The organism is Nocardiopsis ganjiahuensis DSM 45031 (genome assembly GCF_000341085.1).
GTDB lineage: Bacteria > Actinomycetota > Actinomycetes > Streptosporangiales > Streptosporangiaceae > Nocardiopsis > Nocardiopsis ganjiahuensis.
Genome location: NZ_ANBA01000011.1, coordinates 375,738 through 399,945, shown reverse-complemented (window position 1 = coordinate 399,945; position 24,208 = coordinate 375,738). Strand labels below are relative to the sequence as shown.

Here is a 24,208-nt window from a genome sequence, read left to right as displayed (position 1 = left end):
TCCTCCGCCTCAGACGCCGGGCCAGGGTCCGTCGACCCTCACCACGGCGCAGGACGCGGTCATCCCCGAACCGATCCCCCCGAGGATCACGTGGTCGCCGGGGGCGACCGCGCCCGTCTCCAGCAGGTGGTGCAGCCCGAGGAAGGGGTCGGCGGCGCCGACGTGTCCGACGGTCCTCCCGTGGTCCCACGTCGACCGCTCCATGGGCAGGCCCAGGACCCTCATCCAGCGGTGCTCCACGGCCTCCGGGCCGAGGTTGCCGAAGGCGGCCCGGGTGATGTCCCCGTAGCCCACCCCCGCCTCGTCGAGCGTGCGCTCCACCAGGGCCACCATCGTCTTCTGGAGCGTGAACCAGGAGGTGTACACGCTCGGGTCCGCCACGTGCCTGTCGGCGTGGTCGGACGCCCGAGCCTTGAAGTCGAGGAACCGCCCCGTGGTCGCGGCCGGGGGGAACTCCGGCTCGCCCGAGCGGTGGTACAGCTCCAGTTCGGGCACGACCATCGACCCCACCGCCAGGACCCGGACGGGCCCCGGAGCGCGGCCGAGCAGGACCGAGCAGGCGCCGTCCCCCATGACGAAGGCCCCCGACCGCCAGCGGTCGATGTTGGGGGTGCCGAAGTTGTCCGCCGCGACGAGGAGGGCGGTCGCGTCCTCGGGGGCGTCGCGCAGGTGGGGCGCGGCCAGCTCCATGGCGGTGAAGAGGGCGTTGCACCCCTGGCGGACCTCCGCGGCGAGCACGTGGCCGCGCACGAGGTGGTGCTGGAGGTGGTACTGCGGGAACCAGCCGTCGGGCCCTTGGTGCCAGGTGTCGGTGTAGAGGAGGAGCCGCACGTCGTCGGGGTCGGCCCCGCTCCGCTCGAAGGCCTCCCGGGCGCTGCGCAGCGCCATCTCGGGTGCGGGGAGGTCCCCCGCGACGGCGGCCCCGGCCATGTCGTGGACGGCGGCCTCCTCCGCCGTGGTGAGACCCTGGTCGATCGCGCTCTCCACGCTCACCCGGGTGTCCGGGAGGTACGCGCCGAGACCGCGTATCCACAGCTCTGGCGTCTGCAAGGGTCACCTCTCAAGTGTCGGTACGGCGCGGGTCAGAGCCCGGGGATCGTCCATTCGGCGGCCCTGGCCCCGGCCTCCGCGGCGAGGACGTCGCGTACGGCCCGCACCTCCTCGGCCAGGGGCCGGTCCCGGTCCAGCGGCGGACTGAGTTCGCCGATCCTGCCCCAGACGCCGTCCTCCCCGGTCCGGCCGGACAGGGCCGCGAGCTGGGCCACGCCCACCCCGAGCGAGCCGATGACGAGCCACGCCAGCTCCACCGCCTGCGCCACGGAGTTGGCGCCGTTCAGTGTCATGGGCACGTGGTCCTGGTTGCCGTTGTTGCAGGGCAGGGCCGTGAGGCTCGCGGGGGTCACCAGTTGGCGGATCCGGGAGACGAACGAGGTGGCGCTCACCTGCACCCCGGCCAGACCGCTGCCGGCCCCGGGCCTGGGAGTGAGCATCGGGGGGAGCCCGCCGTTGGTCTCCGGGGAGCACAGCAGGGACAGCTGGCGGTCGGCCATGAAGGCGACCTGTTGCAGGGCCAGCCCGAGCTGGTCGGAGCAGAGCCCGACCGGCATGGCGTGGAAGTTGCCTCCGTGCAGGACCTCGCCCCCGTGGCTCACGGGGTTGTCGGTCGTGCCCGCCGCCTCCCTGAGCAGGATGCGCTCGGCCGAGGAGAGCTGGTCGAGGACCGCTCCCAGGATCTGCGGCGCGCACCGCAGGCTGTACGGCTCCTGGAGGGGGCGCTCCCTGTTCCACTGCGCGGAGGCGGGCAGGCCGGACCTGATCCACTCCGCGGCCGCCGTCTGTCCGCTCTGCCCCCGGGCCTCGGAGATACCCGCTGCGTACGCCTGCGGGTTGGCTCCCAGGAGCTCCGCCGCGCGCGCCGTGAGCAGCGCCGAGGCACGCACGAGGTCCGTGATCCGCGTGTGGTTGTCGATGGTGGCCGCGAGCCCGACCCCGCTGCCGTTGACGAAGGACAGGGCCTCGCGGGCGCCCCACTCGACGGGTACCGCCCCGAGCTGGGCCAGCGCCTTCGCGGCGGGCACCCTGGACCACGCCCCGACGTCGTCGCGCACCCACGCCTCTCCCTCCCCGGCGAAGGCCAGGGCGGCGCTGGCGAGGGGTTGGAGGTCACCGCTCGCGCTGACCGTCCCCTCACGCGGGATGACGGGGGTGAACCCCTGGTTCCAGAGCTCCACGAGCCTCTGCCAGAACTCGACCGACACCGCCGAGTAGCCGCGCCGCATGCTGGTGAGGCGAAGGGCGACCACGAGTCGGCTGACCTCGGGGGACAGCGGTTCTCCCTGCGCACTGCCGAGGTGGGCGATCAGGCCCGCGCCCTGCTCTCCCGAGGACTCAGCGGCGGGGAAGGCGACGAGCGGGCCGAAACCCCGGGTGACGCCGTAGACGTCGGCGCCGGCGGCCAGGTGTTCGGCCATGGTCGCGGCGCTGTCCCGCATGCGCCCGAGGTCGTCCTCGGTCCAGTCGAGCCGTGCGTCCGGCGAGGCCAGGCCGGCGACGTCGGACAGGCGGGTCGGGGCGAGCGTCATCTGTGCACTCCTTCGGGGTGGGGCTGCGCGGACTGCACACGCCGCAGTTTTCCTGTCTCGGAGCGGTCGATCCGCTCCACCGTCCTCACGCTCCGGGGACGGCACGCGAGCCCTTCGATCGCCTTGCGCAGCGCCTCGGGATCGGGCGCCCCGGTCCGCCCCGGCACGAGCAGCAGGTCGAAGTGTTCACCGGTGAACTCGTCCGGCACCGGGACACAGGCGAGGTCGTCGCAGTCGACGGCGGCGAGGAGCCGTTCCTCCATGAGATCGAGGTCCAGCCGCCTGCCGTTGACGTTCACGATCCGGGTCCGGCGTCCGGCGAAGGCGAACTCCCGTCGGCCGACGCGGCGGACGTGGTCGTCCATCCGGTGCTCCGGTCCGGCGGTCCCCTCCTCCGGGCGGGCGATGCGCGGGCTGCGCACCACGAGCGGGGCCTCTTCCTGGGACGGCCCGCCCCCGTCCCCCGCGAACTCCACGTCGGGGAACAGGTGCCAGGCCTCGGCGTCGGAGGCCCAGCGCCGGTAGGCCACACCACCGGTCTCCGTCGATCCGAAGACCTCCACCAGGCTCGCCTTCGCCTCCAGGCCGGACAGCAGGTCGACCGCGCTCCGTGGCAGGACTGCCGTGCTGTGCACGAAGGCCAGCCGCTCGGCCGACTCCAGCCAGGCCCGTCGGCGCCCCAGGATGCGGAAGGTCCAGGGGATCGCCACCACGGCCCAGCGGCGGTGCCTAGTGGACGGGAGTGAGCCGAACCGGGGGACGTACCAGACGGGAACGCCCAGCACGGCCGGGACGAGGACGCTCGCGAGCAGGCCGTAGACGTGCCTGGGCGGGGCGAAGGACACCACCGCTTCCGGACGCGTGTCGGCCACGAGGCCGGCGAGCAGGCGTGCCTCGTCCAGGAGCTGCCCGTCCGTGCGGAACCAGGACCGGGGGGTCCCCGTGCTCCCCGAGGTCGAGAACTCCGTCTCCGGGGGGAGCAGGTCGGCGACCAGCTCCTCCGCCGATCCGTCCACGAGGTCCCACCGCACCGTCCACGGACGGTCCGTCAGTTCTGGGGCGCCCGGCGGCTTCGAGAGGAGTTCCCGGGGCGAAAGTTCGTCAGTGGCCATCCCAGTCCCGATCGGTTCGTACTCGTGTCCAGGCGTGGTGGAACCCGGGTGTCCCGCCGGCGGGACGGATGCGGGACCCGTCCCGTCAGGGGGTGTTCTGCCGCTGATGGCGCTTCTTGAGCGGTTCCCACCACGCGCGGTTGTCCTTGTACCAGTCGACGGTGCGCGCGAGGCCCTCCTCGAAGGAGAGGGCGGGGCGGTACCCGAGCCGGGCCGCGGCCTTGGAGCCGTCCACCGAGTAGCGCCGGTCATGGCCCTTCCGGTCGGCGACGAAACGGATCATGGAGCGGTCCTGGCCGAGGAGGTCCAGGATCGCCTCCGTCACCTCCAGGTTGCGCTTCTCCGCGGGCCCGCCGATGTTGTAGACCTCGCCGGGCTCACCGTGTTCGGCCACCAGGGCGAGGGCGTCGCAGTGGTCGTCGACGTGGACCCACTCGCGGACGTTGCGGCCGTCCCCGTACAGCGGGACCGGTATCCCGTCCAGGAGGTTGGTCACGAAGAGGGGGACCATCTTCTCCGGGAACTGGAACGGCCCGTAGTTGTTGGCGCACCGCGTCACGCAGACCCTCATGCCGTAGGTCCGGTGGAAGGACCTCGCCAGCAGGTCGGAGGCGCTCTTGGACGCCGAGTACGGCGAGTTGGGCTCCAGCGGGTCGGTCTCCACCCAGGAGCCCGAGTCCAGGGTTCCGTAGACCTCGTCGGTGGAGACGAGGACGAAGTTGCGCACGTTCTCCCTGAAGGCGCTCTCCAGCAGGTGGTACGTGCCCAGCACGTTCGTGCGGACGAAGTGTTCCGCCTCGGCGATGGAGCGGTCGACGTGGGTCTCCGCCGCGCAGTGGACGACCAGCGACACCCCGCGCATCAGCTTGTTGACCACCTGCTCGTCGCAGACGTCCCCCTGGACGAAGGTCAGGCGGGGGTCGTCCGCCACGGGCCCCAGGCTCTCCGTCGTGCCCGCGTAGGTCAGCTTGTCCAGGACCACCACCTCGGCGTCCGCGAAGAGCGGGTACACCCCGGTGAGCACGCGCCGGACGAAGTTGGAGCCGATGAACCCGGCTCCACCGGTGACGAGGATTCTCATACACCCGCACCCTGCTGTAGCCCGGCTGCCCGGCGGGCGGCCTCCATGACGTACTCGCCGTAGGGGGAGTTCGCCATCTCCGCCCCGAGGCGGTGGCACTCCTCCACTCCGATGAACCCCATGCGCAACGCGATCTCCTCAAGACATGCGACTCGTACCCCTGAGTCCCGAGCCATGGTGGACACGTACCGGCCCCCCTCCAACAGGGACTCCTCCGTGCCCAGGTCGAGCCACATCACCTCGTTCGCCATGGTCACGAATTCAGCCCTTCCCCTTTCCAGATAGGCGCGGTTGACATCGGTGATTTCGAGTTCACCGCGCCCGGAGGGTTCGACCTCCATGGCGATATCCACCACGTCCTGGTCATAGAAATAGAGACCCGCGACCGCGTAATCCGACTTCGGGGCCGCGGGCTTCTCCTCCAAAGAGGTGAACGCCCCGCCTTCTCCGAAGCCGGCGACCGCGTAGCTCCGGGGATCGCTGACCTTACACCCGAAGAGCGTGCATCCCGAGGTGGAGGAGGCCGCTCGGTTCAGGTGTCCGTCCAAACCCTCTCCGTGGAACATGTTGTCCCCGAGGACGAGGGCGCTCCGGTGGCCGCTGATGTGGTCGCGGCCGATGACGAGCGCCTCGGCGATGCCCCTGGGCTCCGTCTGCACCGCGTACCGGATGTCCATCCCCAGAGCGCTTCCGTCGCCCAGCACCCTCTGGATGAGGGGGAGGCCGTCCGGGTTCGACACCACCAGCACCTCTCGGATGCCGGCGGTCATGAGGACGGACAGGGGGTAGTAGAACATCGGTTTGTCGTAAACCGGGAAGAGGTGCTTGGAAATACTCCGTGTCGAGGGGTAAAGGCGGCTGCCAGTACCACCTGCCAACACAATACCCTTCATGGTGACTCCTCGTGAGGACCGTACGCCGACATTCCTGGCCAAACACTTCGGACCCGATGTGACGCCTGAACGCAACCGTGATCACGCCGCCCGCTGCTAAGCTCCCCTGCGGAATCCCCGGCAACGATAACGGCATCCCGCTGGGTGGGGAGGGCGGCCCCGAGGCGCAACACCCGCAATGAACATGCAGGGGACCTCGCTTGTCAAGAAGCGGCTTCGCTTTTCAGCCCCCAGAACATCGGACCAACGAAATACCGGGAAGCCAGGGAGAAACATTGCGAATCGTCATCGCCGCCTACGCGGACAAGGCCTATTTCTTCAGCATGGTCCCGACCGCGTGGGCCCTGCGCGCGGCCGGGCACGAGGTGCGGATCGCCACCCAGCCGGCCATGGCCGGGACCGCGGCGGAGACCGGCCTGACCGTGGTGCCGGTCGGTGCCGACCACTCCTTCGCCGACGTCCTGGCCTACTCCCGCAGCCATGAGGACGAGTCCTTCCTCGACCCCTTCGGCGAGGACGCGGACGCGCTCACGCCGGAGCAGCTGCGGCAGGCCTACGACCTGTACGTCACCTGGTGGTGGAAGCTCGTCAACGAACCGGTGGTGGAGGACCTGGTCCGCTTCTGCGGCGAGTGGCGGCCCGACCTCGTGCTCTGGGAGCCCCACACCTTCGCCGGGGCGATCGCGGCCGAGGCCTGCGGTGCCGCGCACGGACGGTTCCTGTGGGGCCTCGACCTCCCCGCGCGTCTGCGCGGGCTCTACGCCGAGCGCGCCGCCGCGGAGTCCTCCCCCGACCCGCTCACCCAGTGGTTGGAGGAGCGCGCGGGCGCGTTCGGCGTGGAGTTCTCCACGGACCTCCTCCTCGGCCAGTTCTCCGTCCACCAGCTGCCGGAGGCCCTGCGCTGGCGGAAGCTGGAGTCGGGTACGCACCTGAGCGTGCGACCGGTGCCCTACGGCGGCACCGCCGTCCTCCCCGCGTGGGCCCGCGAGGACGCCGTAGGCCGACGGATCCTGGTGGACTGGGGCTCCTGGGACAGGAGGGGAGACGGTGTCGCGACGCTGGTGGACGTGGTCGACGCGTCCCTGCTGCTCGGCGCCGAAGTGGTCGTGCTCTCCCCGCCCTCGCGCACGGACGGCCTCCCCGCCCTGCCGGAGGGCGTGCGGGTGGTGGACTCGGGAGCGAGCCACATGCTGATGGGGACGGCTTCGCTGCTGGTCCACGGCGGCGGTTTCGACGTGGCCTGCAACGCACTGGTGGAGGGCGTCCCCCAGTTCGTCGTGGTCAACTCCGAGCTGATCGACGCGGCGCCCCTCGCCCGCGCGCTCCGTGAGCAGGGCGCCGCCCGCTCCCTGTCCCCGTCCGAGGTCCTCGGTACCGAGGCCGACGCGCTGCTGTCCGGAATCCTGGCCGACGAGGCGCTGCGGGAGGGGGCGGCACGCCTCCGCGACGGGGCCCTGCGCGCTCCGGCTCCCGACCGGATCGTCGCCGACCTGGAGCGGATCGCCCACGCCCGCGGTTCCCTGTCGGCCTGAGCGCCGAACGGCGGGCCGGTACCGAACGGACCGGTGTCAGCGGCGGGCGAGCGCGGTGAGTGTGTCGGCCAGCTGTGCGGGTGTGGGCAGGGCGGCGATCTCCCGGCCGAGTCCGCGTGCCGCGCGTGCGGGTCCGGGCTCGTTCACCAGGGTGCGGACAGCGGCGCCGACCGTGTCGGGGTCCACCTGCTCCGGGGGCAGGACGGTGCCGGCGCCCTGCGCCTCCACCAGCCTCGACAACACCGGGATGTCGAACATCCGGGCGTGCGGGACCAGGAGCTGGGGCACCCCGTGCGCGAGCCCGGTGAGCACGGTCCCGGGGCCGCCGTGGGTGACCATGGCGTCGCAGGTGGGGGCGAGGGCGTGCAGGGGCACGTAGTCGACCAGGCGGACGTTGCCCGGGACGGTGCCCAACTTGGCCTGCTCGTGTACGGGCAGGGTCGCGACCACTTCCACGTCCAGCTCGGACAGCCCTTCCAGGAGGGCCGTGACGTCGACGGTGTAGCCGCCCAGTCTCAGGGTGGCCGTGGTGCCCAGACTCAGCCCGACGCGGGGGCGTTCGGGCGGGGTGCGCAGCCAGTCGGGGACGACGGCGCGTCCGTTGTAGGGCACGTACCTCATGGGGAGGTAGTCCACACCGGGGGGTGAGGGAACGCGCAGGGAGGCTGGGACCTGTTCGATGGTGGCCTGGCCCTGGACGAGGGTCTCGGAGAACTCGACCCCGTGGCGGGCGGCCCTGCCGGCCAGCCAGTCGGCCAGGGGGTCCTCGCGGTCGGCCTCGGGCTGCTCCGCCCAGCGCCGGAGAAAGATGCGGCGGACCCTGGTGAACAGGTCCACACTCCACAGATGCCGCACGTGGGCGGCCCCGCAGGCCTGGGCGGCGACGGGCGCGGCGTAGGTGGAGGGTTCCCAGACGACCAGGTCGGGACGCCAGGACCGGCCCAGGGCGACCAGATCGTCGAACATCGGGTCGTTCACCATCCGCCACCACCAGGTCACGACCTTGCCGTACCCCTCCCTCAGGTACTCCCAGGTCAGAACCTCATCACGGTCCTCCGCCATGTCGAAGTCCAGATGGCGGTCGGCCAGCCCGTCCCGGCTGACCCTCGCGAAGTAGTGGTCCCTGCCGACCGGGGCGAAGGGCAGCCCCGCGCCGGTGACCACGGGGCCCAGGGCGGGTTGGCTGGCCACCAGCACCTCGTGCCCGGCCGCGCGCAGCGCCCACGCCACCGGCACCAGACCCAGGAAGTGGGTCCGCTCCGCCTGCGTCGCGATCAACACCCGCACGACCGCGACCCCCCTCCGGCGCCGGGAACCGGGAGACGGCCCCCGCTCACTCCGCCTCCACCGCGCGCCGGACGCGGTCGGCGCCGACCGCGTCCCAGGCCTCGCGGTAGACGGCGAAGATGCGGACCGTGCGCAGGCGCTCCCCGTCGCGCACGTACTCCAGCAGGGTCCCCTCCCTGACGATCTCGACCCCGGTGGCGCGGAGCGCGGGCAGCCCCAGATCGACCACCCAGAAGTAGACCTTGCGCACGTTCCACATGGAGAAGCCGTAGTTCACGGTGAGCGCGAAGGCGTCTGTCAGGGCCTCGGGCCCCAGCACGTCCGGGTCCGCTGCGACCGAGCACTTGACGTAGCGGCCCTGGGAGCTGAGGGCGTGGAGGGAGGCGTAGCCGCCCACCCGGTCCGTCGCCGCGTCCTCCACGAGGAACTGCGCGGCCACCCCCTCGTACTTCCTGGGCCACAGCGACGCGAAGACGTCCTCGCTGGGGAGCCCCCGAAGGCCCCGCCGGGACAACTCCTCGCGGGGCTCGGCCCCGAACCGCTCCTTGGTGGACACGAGCCCGGCGGCACGCGTCCGCAGATGGGGGTGGATGACACCGTGCACAAACTCTCCCAACAACTGCACCGACGAGAAAAGGCGCTGTGAAGAAAAGAATTCTTCACAGCGCACGGTCAAGAGTCAGTGTCAGCTGCAGCCGACGTAGCTGACTCCGCTGTTCAGAAGAACAGTTTCGTCCACAGCGGTGTCCAACTCCTGAAGGGCCAGAACATCAGAGAGAACCATGTCAACCTCCCTTCTCGTGAAAGCCGTTGCCGGCACGGGAGAACCTAGGCCACTTCCTCCGGGGCGGCAAGGAGTTCGCGCAGTCTCCGCCGCCGAGCGTTCCCCGTCCCGCCGGCGGGACGAAACGGCCCCGGGCCGACGCTCACACCACTTGGAGGGAACCGGCTTCCGGCGGCCCGGAGACCGCCTGGGTCTAGGGTGTGGCGCCATGCTCACACTCCACACGCGGACCCCGCGCATCCGTTTCAGGCCGCTCGCGTCGGAGAACGTCGCGGAACTCTACGACCTGCTCGTCGAATTGGGGCTGGAAAGCCTCTCGTCTCGCGAGGAGTTCATCGATTCGTACCACAACGTGGCGAAACCGCTCGTCGAGATATTCGAGATCGAGTACCTGCGCACCGGAGAGATCCTCGGCTTCGGTTCGATCCGCGAGCACGACCCCGCCGGGCACGCGAAGCTGGGCATTTTCATGCGGGTGGGGCGGCTTCCTGTCGGCGTGGGGGCGGAATCCATGATGATGCTCGTCAACTACGCCTTCGCGGACCGGGAGGACCTGAGAAAGGTGTATTTCCTGACCACGGACGCGAGCCTCGGGCAGTTCGGCTCCTCCCTCACCGACACGATGAGGGAGGCCACCCTCCCGCAGCACGTCTACTTCCAGGGCCGCCTGTGGGACCTGCACTTCTACTCGGTGTCCCGCCGGACGTGGGAGGTTACGGGAGCGCCCATCCTCGACCGCATCGCGGCCGGGCCGCGCCCGGAGCGGCGGGAGGCCTCCCGCACCGGCTGAGACACCAGTGCCCGCGCTGAGCAGACCACCCTCCGCCACCGCCGAAGGAGTCCCCCATGCTCGACCTGGTCGAGATGTACACACTCGCCGATCCGGTGTTCTTCGAGGATCCGAGCCGCATCACGAGCGATTCCCCCCTGTCCGTCGGGGCACCGGTCGACTTCACGGTCACGGGGTCGGCGCTCCCCGAGGGCTGGAGCCGCACGAGGAGCGGTCACTGGCACGTGGTCTCCCCCGACGCCGCCTCCCTCCCCGAGCAGGGATGGAAGATCCACGTATCGGCGACCGTGGAGACCGCCGACGCGACGTGTCGCGCGGTCTGGGACCACTGCACCGAGCACGGGCTCACGTTCAAGCACCTGCTCAACCGGAACCTCCTCGTCGCCGCCAACACCAAGTACGCCCCCCGCGCCTCCAGCGGAAAGCTCCTGACGATCTACACCCGTGACGAGGACGAGCTGGAGCGGACCCTGCGCGGACTGTCCGCGCGGATCGGCGGCGGGCCCGGCCCCCGCGTCCTCAGCGACCTGCGGTGGGAGGAGGGCCCCCTCTACGTGAGGTACGGCGCCTTCCGTGAGATGTGGTGCCCCGGGGAACACGGGGCCCCGGTCCCGGCCCTGCGCCACCCGGACGGCACCCTGGTCCCGGACCGACGCCTCCCGGCGTTCTCCCCGCCGTCCTGGGTCACCCTCCCCTCCTTCCTGAAACCCCACGCGGACGCCGCCTCGGGGGGCGAGCGCCAGCCCTACGTCATCGACCGGGCCCTGCACTTCTCCAACGCCGGAGGCATCTACCTGGCGCGCAGGGAGGAGGACGGCACCCAGGTCGTGCTCAAGGAGGCGCGTCCCCACGCGGGCCTCGACGGGGACCTCCGGGACGCCGTGGAGCGGCAGGTGCGCGAGGAGGCGAACCTGCGCCGCCTCGTCGGCGTCCCCGGCGTCCCCCAGCTGCTGGGGAGCTTCACCCTGGGCGGTCACCGCTTCCTGGTCCAGGAGTACAGGGAGGGCCGCACACTGGGCTCCTGGTGCACCCTCCACCACCCCGGGATCGCCGACGCGCACGCGGGCGAGGAGGCGATCGCCGCCTTCACGTCCAGGGCACTGCGCGTCCTGGAGCGGCTGGAGGAGATCCTGGCCGCCGTCCACGCGCGCGGCCTGGTCTTCGCCGACCTGCACTCCAACAACGTCCTGGTCGGCCCGGACGACACCGTCTCCCTCGTCGACTACGAGCTGTCCTTCGACGCGTCCGACACCGACCACCGGCCGCCGCTCGGAGCGGCCGGATTCGCCACGCGCGCCAGGAGCGGCACGGACCTCGACCTCTACGCCCTGGCGGCGACCCGGCTGGCCGTCTTCATCCCCTTCTCCAGGATCATCGCGCTCGACCCGGACAAGGCCGCCGAACTGGTGGAGCTGCTCCAGGACTCCTTCCCCGTCCCCCGCGCGTTCGCGGACGGCATCGCGCGCGAACTCGTCGCGGACCCCGCGGCGCGCACCGGCGCACCGCGCCCCTCCCGGGTCGGCCGCGAGCCGATCGCGGCCGGTATCCTGGCCTCCGCGGAGCCCACGCGGACCGACCGGCTCTTCCCCGGGGACCTCCAGCAGTTCCTCACCGGCGGGTACGGGATGGCCCACGGCGCGGCGGGCGTCCTCTGGGCACTGGACCGTGCCGGACTGGAGCGCTCGCCCGAACTCGAGGCGTGGCTCGTCGCCGCCTCCCGGCGCCTGCGCTCCCCCCACCCCGGCTTCTACGACGGCGTCGCCGGCCTCGCGTACGTCCTCGACCACCTGGGGCACCGCGAGGAGGCCGCCGCCCTGGTGGAGCGGGACACCGGCGCCGACCACGAGGGCATCTCCCTCTTCTCCGGGCTGGCGGGGACCTGCGCGAACCTGGCCCACTTCGCCGGGCGCGGCTACGGGACCGACCACATGGAGCGCGCCCTCGCCCTGGCGGACCGGTTGTCCGGGGCGGTCGACGCAGCCCGGCGGCAGAGTTCCGAGGAGCACCGGCGAGCCGGGCGGACGGGGCTCATGCGCGGCTGGAGCGGGGTGGCCCTGTGCTTCCTCCACCTGTACCGCTCGACCGGGGACACCTCCTGCCTCGACACGGCCGTCCGAGCGCTCCACCTCGACCTCGACCAGAGCACCGTCATGCCCGACGGCACACGCCTGCTCCCCGACCGCGGGGTGCGCGCGCTGCCCAACATCGAGGCCGGGGGACTCGGGTGCGCCCTCGTGGCCAAGGACCTCCTGGAGTACCGGGAGGACGGCCGCTGCGCGGAGGACCTGCCCGCGCTGGAACGCTCCTGCCACACGTCGATGTTCGCCCAGGCCGACCTCTTCCACGGCAAGGCCGGTCAGCTCGCGGCCCTGGCCAGACTGGGCGGCGCGGAGCAGGACCTGCGCTCGCGCACCCTCGAACTGGAGTGGTACGCCCTGCCCTTCCGGGGACACACGGCCTTCCCCAGCGGCCGGATGCCCCGGCTCTCCATGGACCTGGCCACCGGGGGAGCGGGCGTCCTCCTCGCGTTGAGCACCGCCGCGGGCGGAGGCGGCCCGTTCCTCCCCTTCTTCGCCGAGCCCCCGGGGACCGGTGGTCGCGGCGAGGGGAACGGGGCAGCGAGGGGCTGACGGATGATCGCGCGTGCCCCGCGGGGCACGCGGCCGCGGCGGTTCGCGGCACGGGACCGACGGACGATGGACTCGGGCGGAGAAGCACCCACATGTACGACACCGACTACGCCGCGATCTACGACGCGGTGATGATCCACCGGGGCAAGGACTACGCGGGGGAGGCCGCCCGGATCCGTGAGCTGGTCGACGAACGCGCCCCCGGTGCGACCTCTCTGCTCGACGTCGCCTGTGGCACGGGCCTGCACCTGCGCGCCCTCGCCGAGCACTTCGACGAGGTCGCGGGACTGGACGGCTCGGAGGAGATGCTGGCGCTCGCCCGCGCGCGCGTCCCCGGCCTGCGCGCGTGGCGCAGCGACCTGAGGCGGATCCGGCTGGCGGAGCGCTTCGACGTCGTCTGCTGCCTGTTCGCCATCCCCCACCTGGACTCCGAGGCCGAGCTGGCCGACGTCGTCCGGCTGCTGCTGGACCACCTGAACCCCGGCGGGGTGCTCCTCGTCGAGCCCTGGGTCGGTCCGGACGAGTTCCTGCCCGGATACGTCTCCCGGGACGTGGTGGACCAGGGGGACCGGACCGTCGTCCGGCTGTCCCACTCCCGCCTCCTCCCCGGGCGCGGGGACAGGATGGAACTCGCCGTGCACTACGCCGTGGCCGACCCGGAGGAGGGGCTGCGCCACGCGACGGAGTCGATGCGCATGTCCCTGTTCACGCCGGAGCAGTTCGCGACGGCCTTCGCCGAGGCCGGGTGCGAGGCCGAACACGTGCGGACGGACCCCTTCGCCCACGGCCTGTGGATCGGACGGCGCGCGCACGGGTGAGGCGGTTCAGCGCGCGGGGCCTCCGGCGGCCGGTGCGGCCTCCACCGCCCCCGCGTTGATCCCCCTGCCGGTGTACTCCAGGAAGACGTCGTCCAAAGACGGGGCTCTGACCTGCACGGATGTGATCTCGGCGGTCGTCTCGGAGAACAGGCGGGGGACGAACAGGCGTCCCTGTTCGACCGTGAACCAGACCGTGTCCCCCTCGACCACGGGGTGCACGCCCAGCTTGTCGCGCAGCTCGTTCCGCAGTGCCTCGGGGGCTCGGGCCACGACCTCCACCCGGTCCTGTCCGATGCACGCCTTGAGTTCGGCGGGGCTGCCCGACGTCACGACCCGGCCCCCGTCGATGATGGCGATGCGGTCGCAGTTCTCGGCCTCCTCCAGGTAGTGCGTGGTCATCAGGACCGTGGTGCCGCCGAGCTCGTTGAGCTCCCTGATCCGGTCCCAGACGGCCTCGCGGGACCGGGGGTCGAGTCCGGCGGTCGGCTCGTCGAGGAAGAGCAGGGCCGGGCGGTGCAGGATCCCCCGGGCGATCTCCAACCGCCGGCGCATGCCGCCGGAGTAGGTCCCGGCCAGCCTGTCGCGCTCCTCCCACAGGCCCACGTCCCTGAGCGCCTCCTCCACGCGGTCGTCGACCTCGTCGGCGGGGACCCCGTAGACCTCGGCGTGGAACCTGAGGTTGTACCAACCGGTCAGGTACCGGTCGAGCGTCTGCTCCTGGAACACCAAGCCGATGCTGCGGCGCACGTCGACGCGTTCCCGCACGATGTCGAACCCGGCGATGCTCCCCGACCCCGAGGTCGGGGTGATGAGCGTGGAGAGCATCCCGATCAGCGTGGACTTGCCCGCGCCGTTGGGGCCGAGGAGCCCGAACAGCTCCCCCGGAGCGATCTCCAGGTCCACCCCTCTGACCGCCTCCACCTCACCGAAGCTCTTGGCCAGACCGCGCGCGCGGAGCATCGGCCTCGGCCCGGGGGCCCCTGTGTCCTCCACCGGTCCTCCCTCCGTGCGGCGCTCACCGAGCGCGGCGTTGTGCCCTCCCGTTCCACGACGGAGCGGGGTAGGGTCGCGCCGGTGCCGCGTCGGCGGCCGGGCGATCGGAATCTACGAGACGGCACCGGCGGGCGCAAGAGCGGCCCCACCGCCGGGCGCGCGTCCCCGGAGCCCGCGTTCGACCATCCAGAGGGCCCGCCTTCGCCGGGCCCGGGACCAGCGAAGGACACCCGATGACCGCCGCCCGCCCCCTGCCCGGACCCGCCGCCCCCCTCGGCCTCCGCCACGACCTGCGCACCGTGCGGGTCGTCCTCCAGCGCGACCTCTTCCGCTTCCTCCACGACGTGGGGCGCTCCGTCTCCATGCTCCTGCAGTCCCTGATGTGGCTGTTCGTCATCGGGGTGGGGTTCGGCTCGCTCGTCCCGCGAGGTGACGACGGCCTGCCGCTGACCGCGGTCATGTTCCCCGGCGTGGTGGTCATGGCGGTCATCGGGACCGCGGTGTCCTCCGCCGCCACCGTGGTCACCGACCGGGAGGCCGGCTTCCTCCGCGGGATGCTCGTCGCACCGGCCCGGCGCTCCGCCCTGGCCCTGGGCAAGGTCCTCTCGGGAGCGACCCTGGCGACGATCCAGGCGTGCCTGGTCCTGGCCGTGTCCGGGCTGGCGGGGGTGCCCTACGCGCCGATGCTGCTGCTCGTCCTGCTGGCCCTGACCTTCCTGGTCGCGCTGACGGCGTCCGCTCTGGGAATCCTCATCGCCCTGGTGGTCAAGGGAAGCGAGGGGTTCATGGGTATGGCCCAGCTGGTGATCTCGCCCCTGGTGCTCCTGTCGGGCGCCCTGTTCCCCATCGGCAACCTGCCCCCCTGGCTCGCGGCGATCACCCTGGTCAACCCCGTCACGTACGTGGTCGACCCCATGCGGCAGGCGGTCTTCGCCCACCTCGACACGTCCGCCGCCACGGAGGCGCTGTACAACCCCGGTGTCGTCTGGTTCGGGTGGCGGATCCCGTGGGTCGCCGAGGTCGGACTGGTGGCGGCGGCCTGCGCCCTGCTGATCTGGCTCGTCGTGACCCGCTTCAACCGCTCCGAGTGAGCGCGGAGGGGGGCGAGCACGGAATCCGCGCGGCCCCCGTCCGCCCCGGGCGCGGAGGTCACCCCCGCTCCGTGGACCCCTTCCACCAGGGGAGCGCCCGCGGGGTGCCCTTCTCGGGAAGCCCGCGCGCGGAGGGGTGGGGCAGGCGGGCCGCCACCGCGGCGGCGACGACGGACGTGGTCCCGCCCCAGTAGTCCTTCCCCCACAGGCTCCAGTGCACGGAGTAGGGGTCGTACCGGGGATCGGAGTGCCGCTCGCCGGAGACGGGGACGAAGCGCAGGCTTCCGTCGCGGTTGCCCGTGGCCGGGGTCCACCGGACCTCGGCGATCTCCTCCAGGGAGAGCCGCCCGGAACCGTCCTCCCGCTTGGCGTTCTCCGACTTCCAGTTGGGGCGGACGTAGACGCCGGAGCCGTCGAAGGTGACGGACGCGTCGCCCACCGTGGAGTGGACCGGCACCTTCGGGGGCTCCACCAGGTACCGGTCCGCGGGGGCGTCGTTCCCGGGCCCGGCCGCGGCCAGCTCCGCCGCCACCGTCTCGGCGAAGTACTCGGCGACGAGCACCCCGGACCTGCCGATCCGCAGTGCGTAGGGGTCGACCCTCGTGTTCAGCGTCCCCTGGGTGACCTCCGTGAAGGGGTCGGCTCCCGGACGCGGGTACACGCGCAGCACGCCCCCGCGGCCCGAGGGCTCGAAGACGGCACCGACCAGTGCGTCCAGGGGCAGGGAGACCACTCCCAGGGCCCGGCACAGCGCGTGCGCCCGCTTTCCCGGGGCCAACCACACCGCGGCTCCGTCGAAGGACCACGAACCCTCACGACCACTCACCTCTGCCATGGCCCCAGCATAGGACGGGGCGCCGGGGCAGCCGGGTGTCCGAGCACCGATGGCCGACGGCTTGCGGGCCCGGCCGCAGAGGACGTCCGGGTCCCGCTCGCTCCGCCTGCGTGAAAGCGGTGGGGGGCCGATCGGGGAGAACAGCTCCCCCGTAGGGTGGGACACCCCTCTGCTTCCCCCCTGGAGACACCGCATGGCCGCCTCGCCCGCGCCGGTCCGCAACTGGGCCGGGAACCTCACCTACTCCAGTCCCCGGATCCACCACCCCGACGGCCTCGACGAACTCTCCGCGCTGGTGCAGGACAGCCCGCGCATCCGCGCACTCGGCAGCGGCCACTCCTTCAACGGGGTCGCGGACTCCGGGCACGACCTGGTCCGGCTGGACGCCCTTCCGAGGGAGATCGAGGTCGATCCGGCGGCCTCCACCGTGACCGTCTCCGCGGGGACCCGGTACGCCGAGCTCGCCGCCGAACTGCACCGGCAGGGCTTCGCGCTGGGCAACCTGGCCTCGTTGCCGCACATCTCGGTGGCCGGGTCCTGCGCCACCGGGACCCACGGCTCCGGGGACGGGCAGCAGTGCCTGTCCGCCGCGGTGCGGGGCATCGAGCTGATCGGTCCGGACGGCCGACCGGAGTGGTTGCGCCGCGGCGACGACGCCTTCCCCGGTGCGGTGGTGGCGCTCGGCGCCCTCGGCATCGTCACCCGCCTCACCCTGGAGGTCGAACCCGACTTCCAGGTGTCCCAGCGGGTCCGGTTGGACGTCCCGCTGGACGGGGTCGCGGACCGCTTCGACGACGTGTTCGGGGCCGCCTACAGCGTCAGCCTGTTCACCGACTGGAACTCCGACACCGGTCGGGTCTGGCTCAAGCACCGCGAGGGCCGGCCGCAGGGCACCTGGGGCGGGGGCCGCCCCGCGACCGGTCCCGAGCACCCGGTCCCGGGGGCGCCGACCGACCCCGCCACCGAGCAGCTGGGGGTGGCCGGCCCCTGGTTCGAGCGGCTTCCGCACTTCCGTTCCGAGTTCCAGCCGAGCGCGGGGGAGGAGCTCCAGTCCGAGTTCTACCTGCCGCGCGCGGCCGCCCCGGAGGCCTTCGCGGCGCTGCGGCGGATCGGGGGCCTGATCGCCCCGGTACTGCACATCTCCGAGGTCCGCACGGTCCGCGCCGACGACCTGTGGCTCAGCCCCGCCTACGGTCGGGACTCGGTGGCCTTCCACTTCACCTGGCACCGGAACCCGGAGGCGGTGGCCCCGGTGCTCGCCGCGGTGGAGGAGCGCCTCGCCCCGCTGGACGCGCGTCCGCACTGGGGCAAGCTCTCCGGACTGCCCCCGGAGGAGGTCGTCGCCTCCTACCCGCGCGCCGGTGACTTCGCCGCCCTGCTGGAGCGCTTCGACCCGGCCGGGAAGTTCCGCAACCCGTTCGTCGACGCCCTCTTCCCCCGGGGCTGAACGGTGCCCGGAGAAGCCCGGGCGCCGTTCTCGCCGAGGATCAGCCTTCGCTGTTCTCCGCCGTGTCCGCCCCGGCGGACGCGTTCTTCCTGCGACGGGCCAGGTAGGCGGCGGCGCCACCGCCTACGGCCACGGCCGCACCGGCGGCGATCAGGCCGACGACCGGTACCCCGGTCCGGGCCAGGTCCTCGTCGTCCTTGCCGCCCTTCTCGTCGGCCGGGGCGTCGACGTCCTCGTTCTCGTCCTCGCCGGAGCCGTTGCCGGTGCCGCCCCCGCCCTCTTCGCCGCCCTCGCCGTCGGTGTCCTCGGAACCCCCGTCGCCTTCGCCGGAGTCCTCATCTCCGCTGCCGGTGTCACCGTCGTCGTCCTCGCCACCGCCGTCCTCGCCACTGCCGTCCTCGCCACCGCCGTCGGTCGCGGGCGGGACGTCGGCGCCGACCCAGGTCTCACCGATCCGGTAGGTGACGCTGAACTCTTCCTCAGGGAACTCCACGACCAGGTCGAGGGATTGGTGGGCGCCCCACAGCGGCCGACGCTCCACGGTGCCCTCCCAAGGAGAGGTCTCCGTGACGAAGGAGAACTCGGCGCCCACCTCGTTCACCGCGACGGACGTCTCGCCCTCCTCGTGGAGGAACTCCTGGTCACCGGCCCAGTTCTGCTCGGTGATGATGTGGGTGCCGGTGAAGGAGGTCTGGAGGACCAGCTCGTCGGAGCCGCCCTCGGGGTTCTCCAGACCGGGCTGTGAGACACCGTCCACGGCCGCCTCGCGCATGGCTTCGACGTCACCCTCGGTGAGCTCGATGCGCAGCTCCTCGAAGCGAACCTGGGCGCGGAGTTCGTCCTCCACCACGTCCACCAGGATGCCGGTCCTGGAGTCCGCGAAGATCTCACCGTCGAAGGCGTCCAGGTACCGGAAGGTGCCGTGGACGTCTCCGGCCTGGGGGTAAAGCGTGTGGATGTCGGCCTCACCCGCGACGGTCGCACGGGCGTAGCCGACCTCCCCGGTGTCGGCGTGGGCGGGGAGCGCGGCCGAAAGGCTCAGGGCGCCGAAGGCGACGAAGGCCAGGCCGCCCTGAAGGGCGCGGCGGGTGCGATTGCGGGCACAGGAATTCAAGGAACCCTCATTCGGTGCGCCCGGCCGTTTCTCGGGTTTCCGGCCGGGAGGGGGATGTTGCGCGTCCGGGCTGTGCGGTCAGGCGGACGTTCGCGGGCGGCTGAGCAGTACTGCGCTCTTGAACTGCGTGAATACTGTCCAGTCGGAGACTCTAGTTGCGCAAAGGGAAGGCAAAGGACACCGTGCAATGACAATCGGATAACCCTCCCCGTGTTTCAGGGGAGTGGATTCCCAAAGAATATCCCGTGTTGTTATCCGAATTCGGTGAACTGTTTTCCGAAGTTCGCGTCCTTCCGGGCGCGTGGCTGGGTCGGCTCCCGCCCTGCCGCGCTCCGGTTCAGGGGCCGTGCCACTCCAGGAAGAGGACGGTGGCGTCGTCCTGGAGGGCGCCGCCGTGGTAGTCGAGGATGCCGTGGATCAGGCGGCGCAGGGTCTCGGGAATGGGGAGGCCCTCCGCGTTGTGGCGGACGATGAAGTTCACGAACCGGTCCAGGCCGAACTCGTCGCCGCCCGGGTTGTGCGTCTCGGTGATCCCGTCGGTGAACAGCACCAGGCGGTCTCCCGGTTGGAGCTGCTCCTGGCACGCGGTCGCGCCCAGCCCCAGGTCGACGCCGAGCGGGGAGCCCGGCTGGCCCTCGGGGAGGTCGACCATGCGACCGCCCCGGATCCGCACCGGCGGCTGGTGGCCGTGGCTGATCCACGTCAGCATCCCGGTCCTCAGGTTCAGGTCGGCGATGAGGGCGGTCACGTAGCGGACGGTCCCCAGGTGCTCCACCAGGGTCGCCTCGATCGCCTCACCCGTCTCCATGAGGGAGGCGCCCTCCCGCCTGCTGTTGCGGTAGGAGGCGACAGCGAGGTTGGCGGCCAGGCCCGCGGTCACGTCGTGGCCCATCGCGTCGAACACCGCCACGTGGGCCACGTCGTCGTCGATCCCGTAGTCGAAGGCGTCGCCGCCGACCTCGTAGGCCGGTTCGAGGACGGCGCTGATGGTCACCTGGTTGTTGGCGAACTCGTTCGGCGGCGTCAGGTTCCACTGGAGCTCGGCCGCCACGCTCATCGGCCGGGTCCGGCACAGCCGGGCGAAGGAGTCGCTGTACTCGCGCTTGACCACCACCATCATCGCGACCATGACCGCCAGTGCCCGCATGGCGCGCAGGGTCGCGTCCCCGGACTCCTCGGTGTCCACGCGCAGGACTCCGAGCCGCTCGGCCCCGTCCTGGAGGGGGACCCACCACCGGTCGAGCTTCGCACCCGTCTCACTCAGGGGGGTGAGGGTCTCGAAGGAGCGTCCGGCCAGGGTGTCGTTGATCGACAGCTCGGTCTCGCTGTACTCGGGGTCGTTCTCGGACCCGCCACGGACCAGCAGCCGGAGCACGTCCTGCTGGAGGTCCACCACGTAGATCGCCACGTGGTGGAAGCCCGCGCGCTCGGCACGGCTGCCCACCGTCGCCGGGAGCTGCTCGATCGTCGTCAGGTGCGAGTCCTCGAGCAGCCCGGCGAACATCTCGACCAGTTCTTCGTTGACGGACACGCCGACCACCTGCGTCTTGGTGTGAGGACCACATCATGCCCCGTCGGGGACGCCTTTCACCCTCGCGCCGCGTTCGGTTCGGAAGCGGCGGAACGCCATGTTACGCGTCGGCCCGCCAACACCGGGTCATCGGCGCGGGGGAGAGGGAACTCCGCCCCCTCCCCCTTGCCACGGAGGCTCAGCCCCGGTCGACGCGGAACAGCGTGGTGCTGCCGGAGACCTCGTTGGCGACGACGAGGACGGGGGTGCCCGGAACCGGGGAGTCCCCGGCGCTGATGAAGGTCAGCCCCTCGGGGCCCAGGTCGCCGGCCTCGCGGGTACCCGGCTCGGCGTCGAAGTCGCGGTGGTTGAGGTACTGGGTGAAGGTCACGTCGTGCGGGTCGGTGACGTCGTAGACCATCACCCCGCCCACCCGCTCCAGGCCGATGAACGCGTAGGTGCGGCCGCCCACCTTGCCCAGGACGACGTCCTCGGGCTCGGGGCCCTTGTCGTCGCTGCGGGTTTCGAAGCTGTTCTCCTTGTGGTTGGAGTTGAAGTACTCGGGCGCGGCCTCGGCGGTGATCCGCTCGAAGTCGGAGCCGGAGTCGAAGAGCTGCTCGCCGTCGGCGGTGAAGATCGAGAAGGAGCGCCCGCCGAAGGCGTGGACGTCCTCGTAGCAGGAGCCGTCCTCACGCAGACCGTCGGCGGTGCTCACCGTCAGACGCCCCATGTTGTGGTCGGCCAGCAGTTCGTCCACGCTGCTGATCCCCTGGTCGTTGTCGGCGAGGAAGTCCTGGATCCGGGGCGAGTCCTCGCACAGCGGGGCCGTCCTGTCCAGGTTCTTCAGCCGGGTCTCCTCCGAGTAGCCGTCCCAGTCACGGGCGTCGCCCTCGTTGGCGGTGACCAGCAGCGTCTGTCCCCGCCACCGGTAGGAGTCGAACCCGTCGGGCTGGTACATGCCCAGGACCGGCCAGTTGGCGATGTCGACCGCGTCGTCCCGGTCGGACACGTCCAGCTCGTTCCCGGGCTCGAGGTGGTCCTTCAGCCCGAACGGCACGATGTCGGTGAACTCCGCGGTGCGCAGGTCCAGGACAGCGAAGGCGTTGGCCTCCTGGAGCACCACGTGGGCGCTGTAGGCGGTGTCGGCCACGATGTACTCGGGCTCCAGGTTGCGCGCCACCCGCCCGGGGGTGCCGGGCTCGCCGGTGGACAGGTCGGGTCCGAACACCCGCACGTCCGGGTGGAGCTCGCGGCCCTCGTCCCAGGCGCGGAAGTCCGCGGTACGCACGTCGTCCTGGGTGAGCGAGGCGGGCCTGCGGCCCACCTCGACCACGCTCACCGAACCCTCCGGGTCGACCGTGTAGTCGTCGTTCGGCTCGCCCTCGTTGGCCACCAGCAGGATGCGCCCGTTGGGGGTGAAGGTCGCCATGTCCGGCAGGGCACCGACCCGCAGGGCGTTCACCGGGTTGCCGTCGGTGTCGAAGAAGACCACCCAGCCGTCGTCGGTGTGGTCCGCCGCCTCCACCGCCACGGCCACGGTGTTCCCGTGGACCGCCACGGAGTTGGCCGCGCCGCCCTCCTCCACCACGGAACCGTCGGCCGCCGCCACCCCGGCGGTCTCCAGGTCGAAGAGCTTCTCGGGCCGCTCGGGGTCGGACACGTCCAGGACCTCCACGGTCGCGGACGCGGCGTTCACCACGAACAGCCGCTGGGTGCGCGGGTCGTGGGCGACGATCTCGGCCGCGGAGTCGTCGAAGACGTCCGTGTGGTAGCTGCCGAGCGCGGACAGCCCGATGGCCCCGCTCGCCTCGGGCGCTCCGTACGAGGGGGAGTCGTCGGCGTGGACGGGAACGGCCGTGGTGAGGCCGAGGGCCAGGACGGCCGAGGCGGTCAGGGTCGTGCGCATGGTGCTTCCTGGTGGTTCGGGGGACTCGGGCGCGGTCGCGCCCGCGCCGAGCCAACCAGGGGAGGAAGAGCCCGGGCCGAACACCCGGTGTCCTGCGGATGAAGCCCCAGCTTCCGAAGGCGCGGCCGGGGAGCACCTTTCGGTGACCGGCCCCCGACGCACCGTATTGACATCAACTTTACTTGAGGTTTGAGGATGGGGGCGAAGGCTGCCGAAGCGAAGGAGAAACACGTGGGTACGACGCGCGGGAGACCACGTCAGAGATCAAGTCCGGGGCTGCTGCTCGCCGGCGTCATGCTGGGAGTCCTGGTCGTGGCCATGTCGATTTCGGGGACGGCGGTCGCCGTTCCGAGCATCGGTGCGGAGCTCGAAGCCTCCGGCGCTCCGCTGCACTGGGTGGTGGCCGGGTACAACCTCACCTTCGCCGCCTTCACCCTGGTCTGCGGCTCCCTTTCCGACCTGTTCGGGAGGAGGCTGCTGTTCGTCATCGGCGCGGTCGTCTTCTCGCTGGGCAACGGGGCCAGCGCCCTGGTCGGTGACATCCTCCTGCTCGACGCCGCCCGCCTGATCACCGGTATCGGCGGTGCCGCGATCATGGCCAGCGGCGGTGCGCTGCTGGCCACCGCCTTCGACGGTGCCGCGCGCACCCGGGCCTTCGCCGCCATGGGCACCATGGCGGGTGTCGGCATCGCCATCGGGCCGACGCTCTCCGGCCTGCTGGTCGGCGCGGCGGGCTGGCGTGCGGCGTTCCTCGCCTATGTCGGGGTCGGCCTGGTCATCCTGGCCGGTTCGGTGTTCATGGCCGAGCCCCGTGCCCCGGAGCGGCCGCGTGTGGACTGGGGCGGCGTGGTGACCTTCGTCCTCAGCCTGACCCTGGTGATGTACGCGATCATCGAGGCGCCCGAGCTGGGCTGGGGAACCCCGAGGGTGGTCGGCGCGCTGTCGGCCGGCCTGGCGCTCCTGGTGGTCTTCGTCGCCGTCCAGCGCAGGGTGGCCCAGCCTGTGCTCGACCTGAGCCTGGTCGGCAACGGCCGCTTCATGGCCTGGTGTCTCGCGACCCTGACCACCTCGATCGGTTTCCTCGGGGTGCTGGTCTTCCTGCCCACCTACCTCCAGGGCGTACAGGGAGCCTCGGCCCAGACCGCGGGTCTGATGATGCTCATGCTCACGGCCCCGGTGCTGGTGGCCCCGCCACTGGGCGGTTGGCTGGTCAACCAGGGTGTGTCGCCACGCGGACTGATCGTTCTCGCGCTCCTGTTCGTGGCCGTCGGCAACGGGCTGCTTCTGGTGCTGCACCCGGGCATCACCCCGCTCGGACTGTTCCTACCGCTGGTGCTGATCGGCACCGGCATGGGGCTCTCGTTCGGGATCACCGACGGACAGGCGATGAGCATCGTCGAACCGGAGAAGGTGGGGATGGCGGCCGGCTTCCTCAACACCCTGCGAGGTGGAGCCGAGGCCCTGGTCATCGCCGTCTTCGGTGCGGCACTGACCAGCATCGTGGCCTTCCGTACCGGTTCTGCGGAGATCGCCGGCGGGGTGACCGCGGGCGACCTGGAGGGCTCCGATCCCGGAGCCCTGGCCGAGCACTTCACGGCGGCCTGGGACGTCACCTCGTTGGGCGTCGCAGCCCTGTCGCTGGTGGCCACCATCGGGGTGTTCGCCCTCCTGTCCGGGAGGCGTGGCACCACGGAAGAGGCGCCCGCGGTGTTCCAGGACGGCGACGCGCTGCCCGGGGGGACGAAGGCCGCCGAGCGTTGACGGACGCGCCGATCACCGGAACGGGTCCTGCCGTGCTCTCAC

The 24,208-nt window shown here is 71.6% G+C and carries 20 protein-coding genes; 7 read left to right on the top strand and 13 right to left on the bottom strand.

Going from position 1 to position 24,208, the window contains the following annotated elements:
• Nucleotides 1–9 precede the first annotated feature (9 nt).
• From D458_RS0116950 to rfbA, 5 genes are all read right to left on the bottom strand, one after another.
• Nucleotides 10–1,050 carry a ketoacyl-ACP synthase III family protein gene (locus D458_RS0116950; RefSeq protein ID WP_026119391.1) on the bottom strand — a complete coding sequence of 347 codons (1,041 nt, stop codon included), beginning with the start codon at nt 1,048–1,050 and terminating at the stop codon, nt 10–12.
• A 32-nt stretch (nt 1,051–1,082) separates the two neighbouring features.
• Entirely contained in the window at nt 1,083–2,582 is a 1,500-nt protein-coding gene (locus tag D458_RS0116945; protein WP_017587945.1) for an aromatic amino acid ammonia-lyase, read from the bottom strand.
• A complete protein-coding gene (locus D458_RS0116940) occupies nt 2,579–3,694 on the bottom strand; it encodes an AMP-binding protein (protein ID WP_017587944.1) in 1,116 nt (371 codons plus the stop codon). The genes D458_RS0116945 and D458_RS0116940 overlap by 4 nt, the downstream gene beginning before the upstream one ends.
• Nucleotides 3,695–3,779: 85 nt before the next feature.
• Complete coding sequence (gene rfbB, locus D458_RS0116935; protein WP_017587943.1) at nt 3,780–4,775, bottom strand: dTDP-glucose 4,6-dehydratase; 996 nt, start codon at nt 4,773–4,775, stop codon at nt 3,780–3,782.
• Nucleotides 4,772–5,668 carry a glucose-1-phosphate thymidylyltransferase RfbA gene (gene rfbA / locus D458_RS0116930; RefSeq protein ID WP_026119390.1) on the bottom strand — a complete coding sequence of 299 codons (897 nt, stop codon included), beginning with the start codon at nt 5,666–5,668 and terminating at the stop codon, nt 4,772–4,774. Before rfbA ends, rfbB begins: the two co-directional genes overlap by 4 nt.
• Before the next feature lie 275 nt (nt 5,669–5,943).
• On the opposite strand from rfbA, the gene D458_RS0116925 reads away from it, so the two are divergent.
• A complete protein-coding gene (locus D458_RS0116925) occupies nt 5,944–7,200 on the top strand; it encodes a nucleotide disphospho-sugar-binding domain-containing protein (RefSeq protein ID WP_017587941.1) in 1,257 nt (418 codons plus the stop codon).
• Nucleotides 7,201–7,236: 36 nt separating this feature from the next.
• On the opposite strand, the gene D458_RS0116920 is transcribed toward D458_RS0116925, so the two are convergent.
• The 3 genes from D458_RS0116920 to D458_RS36090 all read right to left on the bottom strand — a co-directional run bounded on the left by D458_RS0116920 (nt 7,237) and on the right by D458_RS36090 (nt 9,271).
• Nucleotides 7,237–8,487 carry an activator-dependent family glycosyltransferase gene (locus D458_RS0116920; RefSeq protein WP_017587940.1) on the bottom strand — a complete coding sequence of 417 codons (1,251 nt, stop codon included), beginning with the start codon at nt 8,485–8,487 and terminating at the stop codon, nt 7,237–7,239.
• A gap of 46 nt (nt 8,488–8,533) precedes the next feature.
• The gene (locus D458_RS0116915; protein ID WP_017587939.1) at nt 8,534–9,091 is read right to left on the bottom strand and encodes a hypothetical protein; all 558 of its coding nucleotides are present in this window, start codon (nt 9,089–9,091) and stop codon (nt 8,534–8,536) included.
• Nucleotides 9,092–9,172: 81 nt separating this feature from the next.
• Complete coding sequence (locus tag D458_RS36090; RefSeq protein ID WP_086002516.1) at nt 9,173–9,271, bottom strand: SapB/AmfS family lantipeptide; 99 nt, start codon at nt 9,269–9,271, stop codon at nt 9,173–9,175.
• 208 nt (nt 9,272–9,479) lie between these two features.
• On the opposite strand from D458_RS36090, the gene D458_RS0116905 reads away from it, so the two are divergent.
• From D458_RS0116905 to D458_RS0116895, 3 genes are all read left to right on the top strand, one after another.
• Nucleotides 9,480–10,061, top strand: coding sequence for a GNAT family N-acetyltransferase (locus tag D458_RS0116905; RefSeq protein ID WP_017587937.1), 582 nt, complete (start codon nt 9,480–9,482; stop codon nt 10,059–10,061).
• A 56-nt stretch (nt 10,062–10,117) separates the two neighbouring features.
• On the top strand, nt 10,118–12,691 hold the full coding sequence (gene lanKC, locus D458_RS0116900) for a class III lanthionine synthetase LanKC (protein WP_017587936.1): 2,574 nt from the start codon (nt 10,118–10,120) through the stop codon (nt 12,689–12,691).
• A gap of 92 nt (nt 12,692–12,783) precedes the next feature.
• Nucleotides 12,784–13,509, top strand: coding sequence for a class I SAM-dependent methyltransferase (locus D458_RS0116895; RefSeq protein ID WP_017587935.1), 726 nt, complete (start codon nt 12,784–12,786; stop codon nt 13,507–13,509).
• Nucleotides 13,510–13,515: 6 nt separating this feature from the next.
• Here the strand turns inward: D458_RS0116895 and D458_RS0116890 are convergent, their stop codons facing one another.
• Entirely contained in the window at nt 13,516–14,469 is a 954-nt protein-coding gene (locus D458_RS0116890) for an ATP-binding cassette domain-containing protein (RefSeq protein WP_017587934.1), read from the bottom strand.
• Nucleotides 14,470–14,735: 266 nt separating this feature from the next.
• Here D458_RS0116890 and D458_RS0116885 point away from each other — a divergent pair, with 266 nt between their 5' ends.
• Nucleotides 14,736–15,593, top strand: a complete 858-nt coding sequence (locus tag D458_RS0116885; protein ID WP_017587933.1) for an ABC transporter permease — start codon at nt 14,736–14,738, stop codon at nt 15,591–15,593.
• 58 nt (nt 15,594–15,651) lie between these two features.
• Here D458_RS0116885 and D458_RS33630 read toward each other — a convergent pair whose 3' ends face one another.
• Nucleotides 15,652–16,428 carry a DUF4429 domain-containing protein gene (locus tag D458_RS33630; protein ID WP_083936338.1) on the bottom strand — a complete coding sequence of 259 codons (777 nt, stop codon included), beginning with the start codon at nt 16,426–16,428 and terminating at the stop codon, nt 15,652–15,654.
• Between the two features lie 193 nt (nt 16,429–16,621).
• Between D458_RS33630 and D458_RS0116875 the strand changes: the two genes are divergently transcribed.
• Nucleotides 16,622–17,875, top strand: a complete 1,254-nt coding sequence (locus D458_RS0116875) for an FAD-binding protein (RefSeq protein WP_017587931.1) — start codon at nt 16,622–16,624, stop codon at nt 17,873–17,875.
• Nucleotides 17,876–17,915: 40 nt separating this feature from the next.
• Here the strand turns inward: D458_RS0116875 and D458_RS36750 are convergent, their stop codons facing one another.
• The 3 genes from D458_RS36750 to D458_RS0116860 all read right to left on the bottom strand — a co-directional run bounded on the left by D458_RS36750 (nt 17,916) and on the right by D458_RS0116860 (nt 22,405).
• Nucleotides 17,916–18,989 carry a hypothetical protein gene (locus D458_RS36750; protein ID WP_017587930.1) on the bottom strand — a complete coding sequence of 358 codons (1,074 nt, stop codon included), beginning with the start codon at nt 18,987–18,989 and terminating at the stop codon, nt 17,916–17,918.
• Nucleotides 18,990–19,326: 337 nt separating this feature from the next.
• A complete protein-coding gene (locus tag D458_RS0116865; protein WP_239647974.1) occupies nt 19,327–20,520 on the bottom strand; it encodes a PP2C family protein-serine/threonine phosphatase in 1,194 nt (397 codons plus the stop codon).
• 178 nt (nt 20,521–20,698) lie between these two features.
• A complete protein-coding gene (locus D458_RS0116860) occupies nt 20,699–22,405 on the bottom strand; it encodes a choice-of-anchor I family protein (RefSeq protein ID WP_017587928.1) in 1,707 nt (568 codons plus the stop codon).
• Between the two features lie 231 nt (nt 22,406–22,636).
• Here D458_RS0116860 and D458_RS0116855 point away from each other — a divergent pair, with 231 nt between their 5' ends.
• Nucleotides 22,637–24,166, top strand: a complete 1,530-nt coding sequence (locus D458_RS0116855) for an MFS transporter (RefSeq protein WP_239647973.1) — start codon at nt 22,637–22,639, stop codon at nt 24,164–24,166.
• Nucleotides 24,167–24,208 lie beyond the last annotated feature (42 nt).

What these genes read in the sequence shown, in the direction of transcription:
- D458_RS33630 (WP_083936338.1), bottom strand. Translation starts at nt 16,428, where the DNA reads ATGGCAGAGGTGAGTGGTCGTGAGGGTTCGTGGTCCTTCGACGGAGCC.
- rfbA (WP_026119390.1), bottom strand. Translation starts at nt 5,668, where the DNA reads ATGAAGGGTATTGTGTTGGCAGGTGGTACTGGCAGCCGCCTTTACCCC.
- D458_RS0116945 (WP_017587945.1), bottom strand. Translation starts at nt 2,582, where the DNA reads ATGACGCTCGCCCCGACCCGCCTGTCCGACGTCGCCGGCCTGGCCTCG.
- D458_RS0116905 (WP_017587937.1), top strand. Translation starts at nt 9,480, where the DNA reads ATGCTCACACTCCACACGCGGACCCCGCGCATCCGTTTCAGGCCGCTC.
- rfbB (WP_017587943.1), bottom strand. Translation starts at nt 4,775, where the DNA reads ATGAGAATCCTCGTCACCGGTGGAGCCGGGTTCATCGGCTCCAACTTC.
- D458_RS36090 (WP_086002516.1), bottom strand. Translation starts at nt 9,271, where the DNA reads ATGGTTCTCTCTGATGTTCTGGCCCTTCAGGAGTTGGACACCGCTGTG.
- D458_RS0116885 (WP_017587933.1), top strand. Translation starts at nt 14,736, where the DNA reads ATGACCGCCGCCCGCCCCCTGCCCGGACCCGCCGCCCCCCTCGGCCTC.
- D458_RS0116940 (WP_017587944.1), bottom strand. Translation starts at nt 3,694, where the DNA reads ATGGCCACTGACGAACTTTCGCCCCGGGAACTCCTCTCGAAGCCGCCG.
- D458_RS0116875 (WP_017587931.1), top strand. Translation starts at nt 16,622, where the DNA reads ATGGCCGCCTCGCCCGCGCCGGTCCGCAACTGGGCCGGGAACCTCACC.
- D458_RS0116890 (WP_017587934.1), bottom strand. Translation starts at nt 14,469, where the DNA reads ATGCTCCGCGCGCGCGGTCTGGCCAAGAGCTTCGGTGAGGTGGAGGCG.
- D458_RS0116860 (WP_017587928.1), bottom strand. Translation starts at nt 22,405, where the DNA reads ATGCGCACGACCCTGACCGCCTCGGCCGTCCTGGCCCTCGGCCTCACC.
- D458_RS0116895 (WP_017587935.1), top strand. Translation starts at nt 12,784, where the DNA reads ATGTACGACACCGACTACGCCGCGATCTACGACGCGGTGATGATCCAC.
- lanKC (WP_017587936.1), top strand. Translation starts at nt 10,118, where the DNA reads ATGCTCGACCTGGTCGAGATGTACACACTCGCCGATCCGGTGTTCTTC.